The sequence below is a fragment of the Cupriavidus sp. GW822-FHT06G04 genome (genome assembly GCF_058799075.1).
In genome coordinates, this window is sequence record NZ_JBXALD010000012.1 from 112,284 (window position 1) to 127,713 (window position 15,430).

Annotated in this window: 13 protein-coding genes and 1 pseudogene; 6 read left to right on the forward strand and 8 right to left on the reverse strand. The window is 65.9% G+C overall.

All coding sequences use genetic code 11. The annotated features are described in order from the left end of the window. Positions 1-57: 57 nt before the first annotated feature. On the forward strand, positions 58-1,218 hold the full coding sequence (locus AC1RKI_RS24150; protein ID WP_227460543.1) for a glycosyltransferase: 1,161 nt from the start codon (positions 58-60) through the stop codon (positions 1,216-1,218). 110 nt (positions 1,219-1,328) lie between these two features. Here AC1RKI_RS24150 and AC1RKI_RS24155 read toward each other — a convergent pair whose 3' ends face one another. Beyond that, complete coding sequence (locus AC1RKI_RS24155) at positions 1,329-2,456, reverse strand: CgeB family protein (protein WP_492797742.1); 1,128 nt, start codon at positions 2,454-2,456, stop codon at positions 1,329-1,331. Positions 2,457-2,459: 3 nt separating this feature from the next. Further along, entirely contained in the window at positions 2,460-4,109 is a 1,650-nt protein-coding gene (locus AC1RKI_RS24160; RefSeq protein WP_492797740.1) for a hypothetical protein, read from the reverse strand. A 253-nt stretch (positions 4,110-4,362) separates the two neighbouring features. On the opposite strand from AC1RKI_RS24160, the gene AC1RKI_RS24165 reads away from it, so the two are divergent. Then, positions 4,363-5,547, forward strand: a complete 1,185-nt coding sequence (locus AC1RKI_RS24165) for a glycosyltransferase (protein ID WP_061955730.1) — start codon at positions 4,363-4,365, stop codon at positions 5,545-5,547. A 204-nt stretch (positions 5,548-5,751) separates the two neighbouring features. Beyond that, entirely contained in the window at positions 5,752-6,579 is an 828-nt protein-coding gene (locus tag AC1RKI_RS24170) for a class I SAM-dependent methyltransferase (protein ID WP_492797738.1), read from the forward strand. Positions 6,580-6,606: 27 nt separating this feature from the next. Here AC1RKI_RS24170 and AC1RKI_RS24175 read toward each other — a convergent pair whose 3' ends face one another. The 5 genes and pseudogenes from AC1RKI_RS24175 to AC1RKI_RS24195 all read right to left on the reverse strand — a co-directional run bounded on the left by AC1RKI_RS24175 (position 6,607) and on the right by AC1RKI_RS24195 (position 12,572). After that, a complete protein-coding gene (locus tag AC1RKI_RS24175) occupies positions 6,607-7,881 on the reverse strand; it encodes a glycosyltransferase WbuB (RefSeq protein WP_492797736.1) in 1,275 nt (424 codons plus the stop codon). Positions 7,882-7,911: 30 nt separating this feature from the next. After that, positions 7,912-8,895 carry a GDP-L-fucose synthase family protein gene (locus AC1RKI_RS24180; protein WP_061955581.1) on the reverse strand — a complete coding sequence of 328 codons (984 nt, stop codon included), beginning with the start codon at positions 8,893-8,895 and terminating at the stop codon, positions 7,912-7,914. Further along, positions 8,888-10,078: a GDP-mannose 4,6-dehydratase gene (gene gmd, locus AC1RKI_RS24185; protein WP_061955579.1), complete on the reverse strand. Its 1,191-nt coding sequence runs from the start codon at positions 10,076-10,078 to the stop codon at positions 8,888-8,890. The genes AC1RKI_RS24180 and gmd overlap by 8 nt, the downstream gene beginning before the upstream one ends. 420 nt (positions 10,079-10,498) lie before the next feature. After that, positions 10,499-11,387: pseudogene (locus AC1RKI_RS24190) on the reverse strand (helix-turn-helix transcriptional regulator). Between the two features lie 882 nt (positions 11,388-12,269). Beyond that, positions 12,270-12,572, reverse strand: coding sequence for a YXWGXW repeat-containing protein (locus AC1RKI_RS24195; RefSeq protein ID WP_061955575.1), 303 nt, complete (start codon positions 12,570-12,572; stop codon positions 12,270-12,272). Positions 12,573-13,280: 708 nt separating this feature from the next. Here AC1RKI_RS24195 and AC1RKI_RS24200 point away from each other — a divergent pair. Further along, positions 13,281-13,424, forward strand: coding sequence for a hypothetical protein (locus AC1RKI_RS24200; RefSeq protein WP_157779484.1), 144 nt, complete (start codon positions 13,281-13,283; stop codon positions 13,422-13,424). A gap of 69 nt (positions 13,425-13,493) precedes the next feature. Continuing rightward, complete coding sequence (gene cynS, locus AC1RKI_RS24205) at positions 13,494-13,937, forward strand: cyanase (RefSeq protein ID WP_061955573.1); 444 nt, start codon at positions 13,494-13,496, stop codon at positions 13,935-13,937. Between the two features lie 176 nt (positions 13,938-14,113). On the opposite strand, the gene AC1RKI_RS24210 is transcribed toward cynS, so the two are convergent. Further along, positions 14,114-14,278, reverse strand: a complete 165-nt coding sequence (locus AC1RKI_RS24210; protein ID WP_167585438.1) for a hypothetical protein — start codon at positions 14,276-14,278, stop codon at positions 14,114-14,116. 380 nt (positions 14,279-14,658) lie between these two features. Between AC1RKI_RS24210 and AC1RKI_RS24215 the strand changes: the two genes are divergently transcribed. Then, entirely contained in the window at positions 14,659-15,414 is a 756-nt protein-coding gene (locus AC1RKI_RS24215; protein WP_492797733.1) for a phosphoribosyltransferase, read from the forward strand. Positions 15,415-15,430 lie beyond the last annotated feature (16 nt).

A 15,430-nucleotide genomic window follows, 5' to 3' on the forward strand; every position in this document is an offset into this window, starting at 1 on the left:
GCGGGACCAGCGGGCTAGCCTGCCATCATCAACCGGCGTGCGCGGAGGTTCCTTTTCATGCGGCTTTTACATGTCATCAATTCGATCGATCCCGTGGGTGGCGGCCCGATCGAAGGTCTGCGGCAGTTGGGCGTCTATTTGTCACAGCGCGGCGTGCAGGCGCAGATCTGCTGCAGCGATGCGCCCGATGCGCCTTACGTGACAAACAGCGGGCTCGATGTCATTGCGCTGGGGCCCGCGCGGCTGCGCTACGGTTTCAACATGCGCCTGCTGCACTGGCTCAGCGATCACGCGCAAGAGTACGAAGTGATCATCGTGCATGGCATCTGGCAGTTCCACAGCCTGGCCACCTGGCTGGCATTGCGGCGCCGGCGCATTCCATATTTCGTGTTCACACATGGCATGCTCGATCCGTGGTTCAAGCACCGCTACCCGCTCAAACACCTGAAGAAATCGCTCTACTGGGCGGTTGGCGACTACTGGGTATTGCGCGATGCACGCGCGGTCCTGTTCACCGCCGAGGAAGAACGCCTGCGCGCGCGCGAGTCGTTCGGCCTGTACCAGTGCCGCGAACAGGTCACGACGTTTGGCACGTCGCCGCCACCGGCGGACCGCTTTGCGATGCGCGCGGCTTTCACGCACGCATTTCCGGAGACAGCGGGGCGCCGCAACCTGCTGTTCCTCGGCCGGATCCACGAAAAGAAGGGCTGCGATCTGCTGGTGCAAGCATTCGCCAGCGTGGCGGCCACGGATCGCTCGCTGCACCTGATCATGGCCGGTCCCTGCGACATGCCGATGCGGCACCAGTTGGAGGCCATTGCGCATCGCGCCGGCGTCGCCGATCGGATCACTTGGACCGGCATGCTGCAGGGCGATCTGAAATGGGGTGCGTTCGAAACGGCCGAAGCCTTCTGCCTGCCCTCGCATCAGGAAAACTTCGGGGTTGCCGTGGCTGAATCGCTCGGCTGTGGCGTGCCGGTGCTGATTTCGAACAAGGTCAATATCTGGCGCGAAATCGAAGCCGACGGCGCGGGGATGATCTGCGACGACACCGCCGCGGACACCGAGCGCGTGCTGCGCCAGTGGATCGCCACGACGCCCGCCGAACGCAGCCGCATGCGCCAGCGCGCACTGGACTGCTTTGAATCGCGCTTTCAGAGCAGTCGCTTCGCCGATCAATTGCTCGATATCGTGAACGCGCCGGTGGCGGTGGGATAAGCAGAGGAAGGTTCGCCCCGCGCGCAGTCGGCCGGGGCGATTCGGGATAAGCCGCGCCGCCGCTGGTGCAAGGCAGCTTCCGGCACGGCCGTGCCGGGCCGCAAGCTGCTTCAGGATTCGGTCACCACATCTGCCAGAAGCGATGGCGGTGTTGCGGCGACGACAGGGCGGGGCGCCGATAGTCCCGGGCCGCGCAGTTGCAGCGCGGTTTCCAGCACCTGCGCGCAGATGGTTTCGTTGCCGACGCCGTTGGCGCGCACGCGCCGCATACCGGCCAGGCGGATCGACTCGCGCTGGGCGCCGTCGGCCAGCAACGTGCGGCACCAGTGCGCGCATTCGTCGACGTTACCCCAGAACACCGCCTCGCGGCCGTCCTCGAACATCGCCATGTGTTCATGCGTGCGTTGCGCGCAGAGCAGGCCGCCGGCGTAGGGAATCTCCATGGTGCGCGTGGTGTGCAGGTCGCGATTGCCCGACGACAACAGGCCGATGCAGATCTTGCTGCCCTGGATCGCCGCCACGTATTCGCGTCCGCTCAAATTGCCGCCGCGATAGTATGGCCGCAGCATGGGCCAGAACGGCGACAGTCCCCAGCGCGCGCCCCACACCGATACCGGAATGCCGCGGTTGATCAGGTCGACGATAAAGCGGTCGCGTTGCTCGTTGCGCATCCAGGTGCCGATGAAGGCCACTTCGGAGCGGAATTCCGGCGCAATGTCGGCAGGATCGGCAAACGGCGCGTGCATGACCTCGTCGTAGCTGCGGTCCACGCGCAGGATTTGCGAGGCGCCCAGCGCGCGGAATTCGTCGATATTCTCGTCGCGCACCACCACGCAAACGTCATAGGCGGAAATCGCGTTGCGCAGCGAGGCAAAGCGCTGGCCGTCGCGCGGGCCGGTGGGATCGTCGTGGTTGTAGAGCACCGTCGATGCGCCGGTGCTCTTGAGCAGGCGGATGCAGTCGATGCCCAGCAGTTCGCCGCTATCGACCCACACGATGTCGGGCGGGTCGCCCAGCGACGCGCAAATGCGCGCCACCCAGTCGTGCATGGTCCACTGCAGGGCGCGGTAGCCGGTGCGGAAATGCGCAGCACCAAGCCAGCGGTTGCTCAGTTGCCGATCCACCGCCAGAACGGGGTCCGCGATGGTGACCGTGTGTCCAAGACGGCGCAGCGCCTGCGCGCGGCACAGTGCGGTGCCCCCTTGCAGCGTCCAGCCGAGATACAGGATTCTGGCCATGGTTCAAGCAGCTCCCTTGCCGATTGCGCGCAGCATCGCGCGCGAGACCCAATAGACAATGGCGTACACAAACGCCCCCTCGATCCATCCACGCACAATGAATTGCGTCAGGCCCGACAGCGATTCCACGCCGGTGGCGGCGCTGGTCAGGTAGAACACCCAGGTGAAATAGCGTGTGACCGCCAGCGGACTGAACACCGGCAGCCACTGCGTCGCGCCGCCATGGCGCGACGGCAGCGTGTGGCGCGTGGTCTGCGCATCGGCCAGGGCAAAGGTGACGATCGCCAGCATCGCCAGCACGCCGGGGTAGAGCCAGTCGAACAACGAGTAGCCGCTGCCGAAGATCGATCCGGTGCGGAAGCCGCCCAGCGCATCGGTGTCGCCCGTCACGGTGAACAGCATCAGGTCGCCCATCGACGACGTGGTGACCATGTTCTTGTCCACCGCCAAGCCCAGCGTTTCCAGCAGCGGTGCGGGAATCGCGCTCAGCACGCGCTGCCATTCGAGGCTGCGCAGTTCGGCACGCGCCGAGGCGTCTTGCCGCAAGGCCAGGTCGAGCGTAGCGTCGGCAAATTTCCAGTTGGCAAGGCGCGCGAGGAAAACGTTATCGAGATAGCGCTCGTCCCATGTGGCGTGATCGTCGTTGACGTCGGCCAGACGGCGCTCGCGGATCGCGTTCTGGTCCTGCATGGTCTCGATGGTGGCGCTGATCAACTGGCTGGCCGGTACGTCATTGCGCTGCGCGCGGGCGATTACCATGCTGGTGGCCAGATCCGAGACCGGCCCCTGCAGCAGCGCCAGCGCCAGCCCGATCAGCACCAGCCGACGCGGCCGGAACAATCGCATCGGCAGCGTGCGGGTGATAAAGCCATAAGCCATGATCAGGCATACCGAAATCGTGCCGATCAACACCAGCGCGCGGCTGTTGCTGCCGATCGACACCACGGCAAGCACCACCGTGTACATGGTCAGGATGAACTTCCAGCGCGCGGACAGCGGCATGTAGGTATGCACACCGATCAGCGGGCGCACGATCATGCAGAACGGCAGGTACGCCAGCGGATACATCGCCTGCATCAGCCGGTTCAGTGCGCCGCCGCTGCCTTCGGTGATCGCGCCAACCACGAACACCTGGTACACCATCGCGCCCAGGCCCATGCTGCCCATCATGATCAACTGCACGTTGCCCGGCGAGCGAAAGAAGCCAAGCGGACGGTACACGTGATTGACGATCACCAGCCGCGCCTGCATGGCGGCGCTGCTCTTGCGGTACAGCTTGTGCGCGCCCAGCAGCGCCAGCATGCAGATCAGCGCATGGGCGAAGTCCAGTACCGGATGCAGCAGGTTATAGGTCAGCGGCTTCCATTCCATCAGCGTTGCCACGGGCGGCAACAGGAAGTACGACGTGGCGTAGCCAAGCAGCATCGACGACGAAATCGGATAGGCGCGCAAGCGCGCGGGCCGTGCCATCAGATGCACGGCAAGGCTGCCGCCGGCGATGGCCATCAGCGCGGCGGCCACGTTGGCGGCATTCAGCCAGATCAGCGCCTGCACCCCCACCACCGCGATCCAGCCAAGCAGCAGCACGGTCCGCCAGCGCTGGAAGCGCAGCGGCCGCGGTGCGGCGATGCTCTGCAACGTGATGGTGGACATGACGGCCTCCTGAAGGCGGATGAAACGCAGCCTACCGGGGATCACCGCATGCGGATGTGGGCTAGCACACTTTGCGCGCCAGCGGCCGCCAGCGTTGGGTGCCGAACAGTCGCGCGACGGTGTGCCGCGCATGATCCGTGACGTACGGCGTGGCACGCGGCGTGACAATTGGCGCGGCCATCGGCGCTGCAATTCGGCCATCCATGGCGGCAAGGTTTGGCCGCGGCGTCGGCCGTCGACGGAGAGCAAGACCGTGAAGATCGTGGTGTTCGGCCATCCGGCCTATTTTGGCAGTCCCAGCATGAACGGCTTTGTCACGATGGTGGCCGACGGCATGCGCGCGCGCGGGCACGATGTGGAGCTGTGGCGGCCCGAAGGGTTGGTGCGACGCCTGGGCATCGGCCCGCGCTCGCGCAAGTGGCTTGGCTATATCGATCAGTTCGTGCTGTTCCCGCTGTCCGCGACGATGCGGCTGCGCCATATGCAGGGGCCGCCGCTGGTGGTGCTGGGCGATCACGCGCTGGGCATGTGGATGTCGTTCCTGTGGCGCTGGCCGCATGTCATCCATAGTCACGATTTCAATCCGCAGCGCGAACTGGCCGGCGATTTCCCGAGCCGTCGACTCAAGTGGACCGGCCGCCTGTATCAGTCGCTGATCCGGCGCGGCTTTGGGCGCGGCAATGCGTTCATCGCCGTGTCGCAAGCGACCGCGCGCGATCTTGCGCGCTTTCATCCGGGCCCGCCGCCGCGCTGCGATGTGGTCTACAACGGTCTGAACTATCCGTTCGCCCCGATGGCCGCGCAGCAGGCGCTGGCGACGCTGCGCAGGTATGTCTCCGAACCCCTCGCGCCGGGCATGCTGCTGCATATCGGCGGCAACCAGTGGTACAAGAACCGCCTTGGCGTGCTGGCGCTCTATCTGGCGTACTGCCGCATCACCGCGCAGCCGCGTGTGCTGTGGATGCTCGGGCCGGTGCAGCCGGAGCCGGCCATGCAGCAACTGGCCGCGCAAGCGGCGCAGGCGGGCGGCGAGGTGCGCTGGCTGGTCGGCTTGCCTACCGAAGCGGTGCACGCCGCCTACGCGCTGGCGGCGGTGTTCCTGTTCCCGAGTCTCGAGGAAGGGTTCGGCTGGCCGATCATCGAGGCGATGGCGTGCGGCACGCCGGTGCTGACCACCGACCGCGCGCCGATGAACGAGATCGGCGGCGATGTGGCCACGCTGATCGAACGCATGCCCGAAAGCGGAGAGCACGATCGTCAGAACTGGGCCGCGCGCCATGCGCCGGTGCTGGGCGACATAGCGGCGTGGTCGCCATCGATACGTGCGCGCCACGCGCAGCGGGCGATCGCGCATGCGGCCGGCTTTTCCGCCGACAGCGCACTGAATGCCTATGAAAAGATCTATCGGGACGTGCTTCAGGCACACGCGCGCGCTTAGCCGCTCTCAAGCGCTACGGGCTTTGTACCGGCCGGCGCGTGCCGCCGGCCATCGTTTCGCGCTATGTGCGCTGCCGCACAAAACACGCGATTGAAACTCCCTACCATCTGCAAGTCCCAGCAGACCGGTAGTTTTTTCAAACGGTCGATCCAGCCAGACAGCATGGCCGCGACGCTGTTTTTCCGATGCCCAACGGAGTTCATCATGATGACGTACACGGCGCAGGATCAGATCAATCGCAAGGCGTGGCGAAGCGGCGGAGCGCGGCGCCTGTTCGGCGCGCTGACCGGCTTCACAGACCCTGGCGAAGCGGGCGCGCTTGCCAGTGTGGCCGACGAGGTGCGCGGCGAGGCGTTGCTCGATGTCGGCGTGGGCGGTGGACGTACGGTCCCGCTGCTGCGGCAGCTCAGCGACAACTACACGGCGGTCGACTACACCGCCGAACTGGTCGACGTCTGCAAGCGCAACTATCCCGATGTGAGGGTGCTGCATGCCGATGCGCGCGACCTGTCGATGTTTGACGATGAGAGCTTCTCGCTCGTGATGTTCAGCTGGAACGGTATCGACGCGGTGGATCCGGTGGGCCGCCAGGCGATCCTGCACGAATTCACGCGCGTGCTGCGCCCGGGCGGGCTGCTGCTGTTTTCCACGCACAACATGCTGGGCCCGGGCTATCGCGAGAACCTGCTCAATATGCTGAACTGGCCCAACGATGCGCGCAATGCGCTGGACTTCGGCCTGAAGACGGCGCGCGTGATTGCGCGGCTGCCGAGCGGCGCGTTCAACTTCGTGCGCCATTCGCGGCTCAATCGCCAGTACGATGGTTTTGGCCTGCGCGTCTGCGCGGCGCACCGCTTTGGCATCGTGATCTACTACACGGAACTGGAAGCGCAGAAGCGCGCGCTGGCCGACTACGGGCTTCACACCGAGCATGTCTTCGGCAATCTCAGCGAGCAAGAACTGAATGCCGGCGACGATCTTCGCCGCGTGTTCTGGTTCCACTTCGTGGCGCGCAAGCTGCGCACGACGTGAGCCACGTGTGATCTCTCGCGACGCGCCCTAGCGGCGCGCCTCCACTGCGCGAACGTCGTCCTTCGGCTTGGGCGCGCGTTGCGCGGCGGGGCACATTTCCAGCAGCGTCTGCTCGAATCTTGCCAGCACGGCATCGCGCTCCAGATGCTGACGCGCCCAGGCCAGACCCGCTGCGCCCAGCGCGGCGCGCCGCTCGGGCGCGTCCGCCAGCGTGGCGACGGCGCATGCGAAGGCGTCCTCGTCGCCGGGCGGCACCACCAGGCCGCAACGTCCGACTGCCTCGGCCAGCGCCGATCCGGCTGCCGCGGTGGCGACCACCGCGCGCGCGCTGGCCAGCATGCCGGTCAGCTTCGACGGCATGACCAGATCGGTGACATCGGCACGTTGCGGCAGCAGATGGATGTCGGCCGCCGCCATCAGGGCTGGAAAACGCTCGTTGCTCTGCAACGGCAGAAAGCGCACGCGCTCCATCCCGGCGCAGGCCGCTTGCAGCGCGGCGCGACCGCCGCCGTCGCCGCAGAACACGAAATGGATGTCGGCGCGATCACGCAGGCGCGCGGCCGCTGCCGACAGGTGTTCCAGCCCCTGCTTGGCGCCCATGTTGCCCGAGTACAGCGCCAGCACCGCATCATCGGGCACGCCAAGCTCTTGGCGCATGGCGCGCACCGCTGCGGGATCGGTCCGATGCAGCATGGTCCAGTTTGGGAGCAACGCCGCGCGCGCGGGCGGCACCCCTTTGGCGATGGCCAGCGCCACCATGTTGTGCGAAATCGACGACACGCAGTCCTGGCGCTGCAGCAGCCAGCGTTCGCATCGCGTGGCCACGCGCCGCAACCATGGGCGCTTGAGCAGGCCGAGCGCGAAGGCCGCGTCGACTTCGTAATCCTGCACGTGCAGCCACGTCTTGCTGCCGGCCAGCCGGCCCATCAGCGTGGCGGCCGGCGCGCACATCAGCGGCGGCTCCACCGTGAACACGACGTCGGGACGCCAGAACCACTGGCGCGCCAGAAGCGGCAGCGTCGACACGGCAAAGCTGGCCAGATGCAGCAGCCGACGCAGGCCCGACTGCCGTGCGGGAATCCAGACCGGCGCGCGCCAGACATCGACGCCGCGCAGGGTTTCGCGCCGGTATTGCCACGCGCGATAGCCGTCGCCGATGCGCCACGCTGGATAGTACGGCGGCGCGGCGATCACGCGCACCGCGTGGCCGCGCGCGGCCAGCCATTCGGCCTGCTCGGTGGTGTACTTGCCGATGCCGGTCAGCTCCGGCGCGTAGTTGAGGCTGACCATCAGGATCTTCATCGTTGCTCGCCAGCGTTGCGCACGGGGCGCTTATGTCGTGACCAGGGGATCGTGCGCACGCAGCAGGCCATCGGCCACGGCGCGGTGATAGGTGTCGCGCAAGCCGTCGCGCAGTGCAATGCGCGCGTGCCAGCCGGTGGCGCCGATGGCGCCACTGTCCAGGCGCTTGCGCGGCGTGCCGTCGGGACGCGACGGATCGAAGCCGATCGTGCCGTTGAAGCCGGTGGCCTGCGCTACCAGCGCGGCCAGCGCGGCGATGCTGACTTCGTCGTCGCTGCCGACGTTCAGAAAACCATGGCGCGCCGCCTGGCGATACTCGGCCTCGGGCAGCGACATCATGTGCAGGCATGCGTTGGCCAGATCGTCGACATGCAGGAATTCGCGCAACGGCCGCCCGGTGCCCCATACCGCGACATGCGATGCGCCGCGCGATGCGGCGTCGTGGAACCTGCGCAACAGGCCCGGTATCACATGGCTGTTGTCGGGATGATAGTTGTCGCCGGGCCCGTAGAGATTGGTCGGCATGGCGCAACGGTAGTCGGTGCCGAATTGCCGGTTGTAGCTGTCGCACAGCAGGATGCCCGCGATCTTGGCCAGCGCGTAGGGCGCGTTGGTCGGCTCCAGCGCGCCGGTCATCAGCGCGTCCTCGCGGATCGGCTGCGTGGCCAGACGAGGATAGATGCAGCTCGATCCCAGAAACAGTAGTTTGCGCACGCCGTGCTGCCACGCCGCGTGAATCACGTTGGTGGCAATCGCCAGGTTCTGGTAGATGAATTCGGCGGGATAGGTGTCGTTGGCGTGGATGCCGCCCACGCGCGCGGCGGCCAGATACACCTGATCGATGCGCTCGCCGGCAAAGAACGCCTGCACCTGCTGCTGGTTGGTCAGGTCGAGTTCGGCGTGGGTTCGCGTCACGATATCGGCGCGGCCTTGCGCGTGCAGCGCGCGCGTGATGGCGGAGCCGACCATGCCGCGGTGGCCGGCGACGAAGATGCGGGGCCGGGACTCAGTCATGGTGATCGTAGGCGCGAAAACCGGCCAGGCGCACCAGCGCGTCGCGCCGCGCGGCGGCGTAGTCGGATTCGATCATCTCGCGCACCAGTGCTTCGAACCCGGTTTGCGGCGACCAGCCCAGCTTGTCGCGTGCGCGGCTGGCATCGCCGAGCAGCGTTTCGACTTCCGTCGGCCGGAAATAGCGCGGATCGACGCGCACGATCACATCGCCGACCTGGCATGCGGGACGCTGCTGCTGCGCGTTGGCATCGATCGCACTGACCACGCCAACCTCTTCGGTGCCGTGGCCTTCGAACGTGACCGTGATGCCCAGATGCTGGGCGGCCAGTTCGACAAATTCGCGCACGCTGTGCTGCTGGCCGCTGGCGATCACGAAATCCTCGGGCTGCGCCTGCTGCAGCATCAGCCACTGCATCTGCACGTAGTCGCGCGCGTGGCCCCAATCGCGCAGCGCCGAAAGATTGCCCAGGTACAGCGTGTCCTGCAGGCCCAGCGCGATGCGCGCGATGGCCCGCGTGATCTTGCGCGTGACAAAGGTCTCGCCGCGCACCGGGCTCTCGTGATTGAACAGGATGCCGTTGCAAGCGTACATGTCATAGGCTTCGCGATAGTTCACCGTGATCCAGTACGCATAGAGCTTGGCGGCCGCATACGGGCTGCGCGGATAGAACGGTGTGGTTTCCTTCTGCGGGATTTCCTGCACCAGGCCGTACAGCTCTGACGTGGACGCCTGGTAGAAGCGCGCGGTGCGTTCCAGACCGAGGATGCGCAGCGCTTCGAGCAGGCGCAGCGTACCGAGCGCATCGGTGTTGGCGGTGTACTCGGGCTCTTCGAACGACACCTGCACGTGGCTTTGCGCGGCCAGGTTGTAAACCTCGTCGGGCTGCGACTGCTGGACCACGCGCATCAGGCTGGCCGTATCGGTCATGTCGCCATGGTGCAGGAAGAGCCGGCGATCCGGCGCCTGCGGGTCCTGATAGAGATGATCGATACGCTCGGTGTTGAACTGCGAACTGCGGCGCTTGATGCCGTGCACTTCGTAGCCCTTGGCAAGCAGCAACTCGCACAGATAGGCGCCGTCTTGTCCGGTGATGCCGGTGATCAGGGCGCGCTTCGGGCGCTGCGCCGGCGCGAGCGCCGGTTCGCCGATTCCTGCAAGAGGCTGGAGGTCGTTGGCTCCCATATCTTCCTGTGCTCCTGGCTGATGACCGCAAACGGTGTCCGCCGGGCCGCGGCATGCCCGTGAGGCGACTGTAGCGGCGCGCATTCGACGGCACTGTTGGCTAGCCCACAGAGATGCACACGGTCAGTCAAAGTGCGGACGCAGAAATGGGTACGCTGCCGGTGGAAGTCGGCACGACTCCATCACGTTGCGGCACGCTCGCGTGTCTTCAGACGGGTTCAGGCTTCAGACGGGTTCAGGCTGGTTCAGGATGGTTTATGCCGCGTCGGGTGCGCAGGCATCGGGCGGGGAAAGCGGTGCGGCGAGACAAGCGGCCGCGCGGTGCAGAACCATCGATAGGGAAGAGATGCCGGAGAACCGGCGGGTACGAGGATGTACCCGCCAGAACGGCGCAGGTGTGTTGCGCCGATCGTCGATCGGTCAGAGCGTGACCGACGGGCCGGGCGCGGCGGGAAAGCGCGAATCGTCGCGTCGTGGGGGCTGGATCCGTGCGGCGTGCTCGTCGCCGCTGACCCATTCCAGCGTGGCGCCACGTTGCAGCGCCGCGTAGACAGCCTCGCCCTTGTTGCGGACCTTGAGTCGCTGATACAGCGTGCAGGCGTGGCTCTTGACCGTGGCCACCGAGATATTGAGCATGCGGCTGACAGTCTTGATCGGATAGCCGCGCGCCAGCAACACCAGCACTTCGTACTGGCGCGGCGTGATCTTGAGCATTTCCGCTTCGTCGTAGCTCGGCTCTTCTTCGGTCAGCGCCCGCGATGTGGCGGTGGTCGACGACGATGCGATCGGTTGGCCCGGGCGCAGGCTGGTCAGATCGCGCACGGCCACCGCCGCACGCAACGCGCTGGCGCAGGCCACTGGGGACACGCCGTCCTGGGGCAGGCTCGACGACAGCGGCAGCGGCGCCGCCGAGGCCAGCGACGTCGCCGGCAAACATCAATCCCTGCACGCTGGAAATGGCCAGACGAATGGCCGCCTCGATCACGGCCAAGGACGCGGACTTGGGCAGGCAGCCGCAAATGCCGCGCGCGGCATCGGGGGTCGGCACATGCAGGGGCAGCGTATCGGCCAATACCAGGATGCGATGCGGAGCCAGGCGGTCCCGCGCCTGTTCCAGTTGTTCCCAGCCGGCGGCCTGGTCGGCCGGCATGCCGAATACCAGCAGTTCGGCGTTACGGTGTGGTGACTCCAGGCGGTGAATATCGGCCGACGAAATTGCCAGCGCGTGTCCAAATTCCTGGATGGTTTCGAGCATCTGCAAAAGCCCGAGCCGGAGCAGCGGGTGCTCCTCGATCAGCAAGGCGTTCATTCTTCTTGACTCCCCGTTTCGGTGGGTGAGAGAGCGGGACGCTTTGCGTGTGGGAATGCGCGGCGGCAATGCGGGCATCGGTGCGCCGATGCCGCGAAAGCAGCTGGAAACCCATGCTCCCGTGTCGATCGATTCCAGTTGTTAGTCTGGATTTCTCCGCGCGACCGGAAGGATGACCCGTACCCGTACCCGAAAGAAAATCTCGCTCCAAAATCGAACTTAAAACCATCTTATGGGCTGGTCCGTTCGAATGCAAGCCGTCGGGTCGGGGGGGATTGCCCGGTCTAATACCATTCATCGCATAATCCGCCCCCGGGCTCGTGCATTTGGCGGGATAAGTATGCACAAGGCCATGCGGCATCAGGCGGCGGGGCAGTTTCACGCGTGAAACAGGGAGCTCCAAAACTGTTTCACGCATGCAACCATTTGGAAAGAAAATGACTGCTTGAATATCAAAAGCTCACCCGCTTGGGGGGTGTGGCATTAACGAAAATCGTGCGTGGTGGCGCAATATTGAAACGGCTCGGAAGTATTTCCAAAGTCAATATTCACGAGTGGGTGTTTTGCGAGGCACCGCTTGGACTAGTGCAAAAGAATGAGAGCCAATTCGTGCATCGGCAGGACGGACAAACGCCTTGTAACGCGCCGGCCGCATGGTTTGCCACCACCATCCGCCTTGCCTTGCGCCTGTGCTTGTCATCCCGATCCGGTCGCTTGCGCGCGGCGGTCATCGATGGTCATACATGGCTGCGGGCCGCTTCCCATGCCCGTGGTTGCGGCCCGCTTGCGCCATTGCTCGTGACGTCAGGTCAGCTTGCCGCATGGCGTGCCGATGGTGGGGCCGTCATGCGGAGCGTGCGCTGACTTTCTATGTTGCCGCGGTCAGCGGCCCCAGTAGCCGGGACGCTGATACCAGCCATGCGGCCCATGCACCCAGCGGCCCGGCACGTAGTGGTGACCGGGGCGCGCGGACTGGTAGTAGCCGCTGCGCCAGGCGTACTTGTCATGGGCGCGGTCATAGTGCCCCGGCACCCAGACCTGCCCCGGCCGTGGCGCGGGGCGTGCCTCGTGGCGCGGCGGGGGCGGCGGGTTGTCGTAGTAACCGTGGGCCTGCGCAGGCGACAGCAGTCCGAATACTCCGCCCGTGGCCAGCACGGCAGCGGCAAGCAAGAGTTGGCGTTTCATGTTTTTTCTCCTTCAGTCCGGGGCGGCCGGAAATTTCAGTCGATCGTCAGGCGCGCGGCGGTACTCAATAACGGTCGTGGTAGTAGTGGTAGTGCGGCCCCCGCGGCGGCACCACGATGCACGCCGAGAGCAGGGCGCTGGTGGTGGCAAGCAGGATGGCCAGGGTGATTGCGCGTTTCATGAGGGACTCCATTTCCGGTTCGCGTTGAACACGGCTTCACTCTAGCGGCGCACCCTGTGCTGGAACGGTTGCACTTGTAAGGCTGTTTCACATGGCCGCCGCGCGCGCAGGGCTGTCCGACGTCGCCCGCGCTTGCCCGCCAGGCGTTGTGTGACAAGGGTTAGCGGCAATGTGACGTGAACGTCTGGGAGATCGCTGACAGGTCAGTCGCAGGTAATCTGGCGTTACATCGGAAATGAGTCATGCAAAGATTCTGCGATGGCGGAACCGGCTTCCGGATGCTTCGTGGGGTTTCCTGCGTGTTGTCGGCGCGCCGCGCGGGCCGTACGCGGGAACGCAGAAACGGGTACGCTTCAGCCATGTCGGGCCGCCGTCGCCTTCCCCGATACGGTGCGCAACCAGGTGTCGGCTGGGCCAGGGAGGCGCCGGCGCGCCCCACGATGCGTCAACTTGCAACGCTTTTGCGGCCGGTTTCGTGGCACGAAGCTTGCGCCTGTCTGTTTGCCGTATTCCCGAGGGAGGACGTCATGCCGGTCATGCTCATCGTGCTGGTTCTGCAGGCGATCGAAGGGCTGAGCCCGCTAAGCGTGCCGCATTTCGCACGCGTGCGATTCGACGATGGCGGCGCCGACGCCGTCGCGGCGGTCCTGGAGCGCACGCAGTCGCCCTAGCGCCATCGCGTCATTGCCTGCATGGCCGTCCTCTCCGGTATTCCTTGACGATAAACGGAGAGACTGACAATGAATCGCAGTGACGTGACGGACCTCATCATCGAGGCCAAGGTAAAGCGCGGAATATCTTGGGCGCAGGTGGCCGAGCGCGTCGGCAAGAGCAAGGAATGGACGACCGCCGCGTGCCTGGGGCAGATGACTTTCGATGCGGCCGGCGCGCGCGCCGTCATGGAGATCTTCGATCTGCCGGCGGAGGCCGAGCCCTGGCTGCGCACCGTGCCCTACAAAGGCTCCCTGCCGACGCAAGTACCCACTGACCCGCTGATCTACCGCTTCTACGAACTGGTCAGCGTGTATGGCACCACATTCAAGGCACTGATCCACGAGGAGTTTGGCGACGGCATCATGAGCGCCATCGACTTCCGCATGGACCTGCAACGCGAGGCCGATCCGAACGGCGATCGCGTGCGTATCGAGATGTCCGGCAAGTTCTTGCCCTACAAGACGTACTGAGCGCGCGGCCGCGGTCGGACCGACCCCGCGTCGGCGCCGCGCCGCAGGCCGTGCGGTGGTGCGTCCCGATGCACTGGGGCGCCAGCGGAGCCAGCCAGACCGGCGGGCTGCGCTGGACATCCGGCCGCTGCCGGCGCGGACCGGCCATTCAGCCGAAGCGATTCAGCCGAAGCAACTCAGCCGAAAAATTCCTGGTAATAGCGCGTGCATGTGCCGGTCTGCCGGAACGTGTAGGGCAGTTCGGCCATGGCGGCCGCGTCCAGCGAGCCAAAGGGGATGTCGAGATCGGCTTCGGGTTGTTCGATCACGTCGTCGGTGCGGGAGATATGTTGCGGATTCACGGTAACGCTCACTCAATCGAAGGCGGGCCGGTTGGCGCCGCGTGGCATGGGGATCGATATCTGACGGGTTTGCCGCCATGCAGCAATCCTACGCAAGCGCGCCCCCGGGATCAGCGGGCCAATGTCGAAAAGACTGTTTCAGAACCCGGATCAATCGTCCGTGCCTATCGGATCCATAGGGGCGCAGGCGCAGCCGCGGGTGCGCGGAGCTGCATCTGACATGTGAAGTGCGCTGCGCTGCGTTTGGCGCGCGCAACGACCGGGAAAACTCTCGCCGCCGGCGTGGTCCCTCGCGTCTATAGTTGCTGTGGAACTGCGCCGAAGCGGTTCTTCACTTCTCCTGCCGCGCCAATGCCAGTCACCTCACGCGGGAGCTTGCCATGAGCCTGCCGCCCTGCTTTGCCGACCGCCGCGAGGCGGGTCAATACCTTGGTCGCCGGCTGGCCGAACTGGGCTTCGCACGTGCCGCGGGCGGCGAGCCTGCATTGGTGCTGGCCCTGCCGCGCGGCGGCGTGCCCGTGGCCAGCGAAGTGGCGCGAGTCATTGGCGGCACGCTCGATATCCTGCTGGTCCGCAAGATCGGCGCGCCGGGATATCCGGAGCTCGCGCTAGGCGCCGTGGTGGAAGGCGATGCCAGCGGGCGCGATCCCCACACCGTGGTCAACGACGATCCTTGGGCGCGCCGCGCGATGGAATCGGGTGCGTTCGATGCCGAGCGCGGGCGCCAGCTCGGCGAGATCTGCCGTCGCCAGCAGCACTACCGCCAGGGGCGTCCCGTGGCGGCGATGGCTGGCCGCCGCGTGATCGTGGTGGACGATGGCGTGGCCACCGGCGCCACCATGCGCGTAGCGCTCGACGCGGTGTGCATGGCCGGAGCCGCACAGGTGGTGGCGGCCGTGCCGGTGGGATCGCCCGACGGGCTGGCGACGTTGCGCGATGCAGCCGACCAGGTGGTGTGCCTGAATACGCCGGCCAACTTTGGCGCGGTAGGGTCGTTCTATCTCGATTTCACGCAGACGTCCGACGACGAGGCGATGGCGTTGTTGCGCGAGGCGGGCTGCGCATCGACACAGCCGCGTTTTGCCGCATGGCAGCGCGACGACGCGCCGTTCAGGAACGGTCCGGCCGTGCGCTGAGCCGCACGCCTCAAAG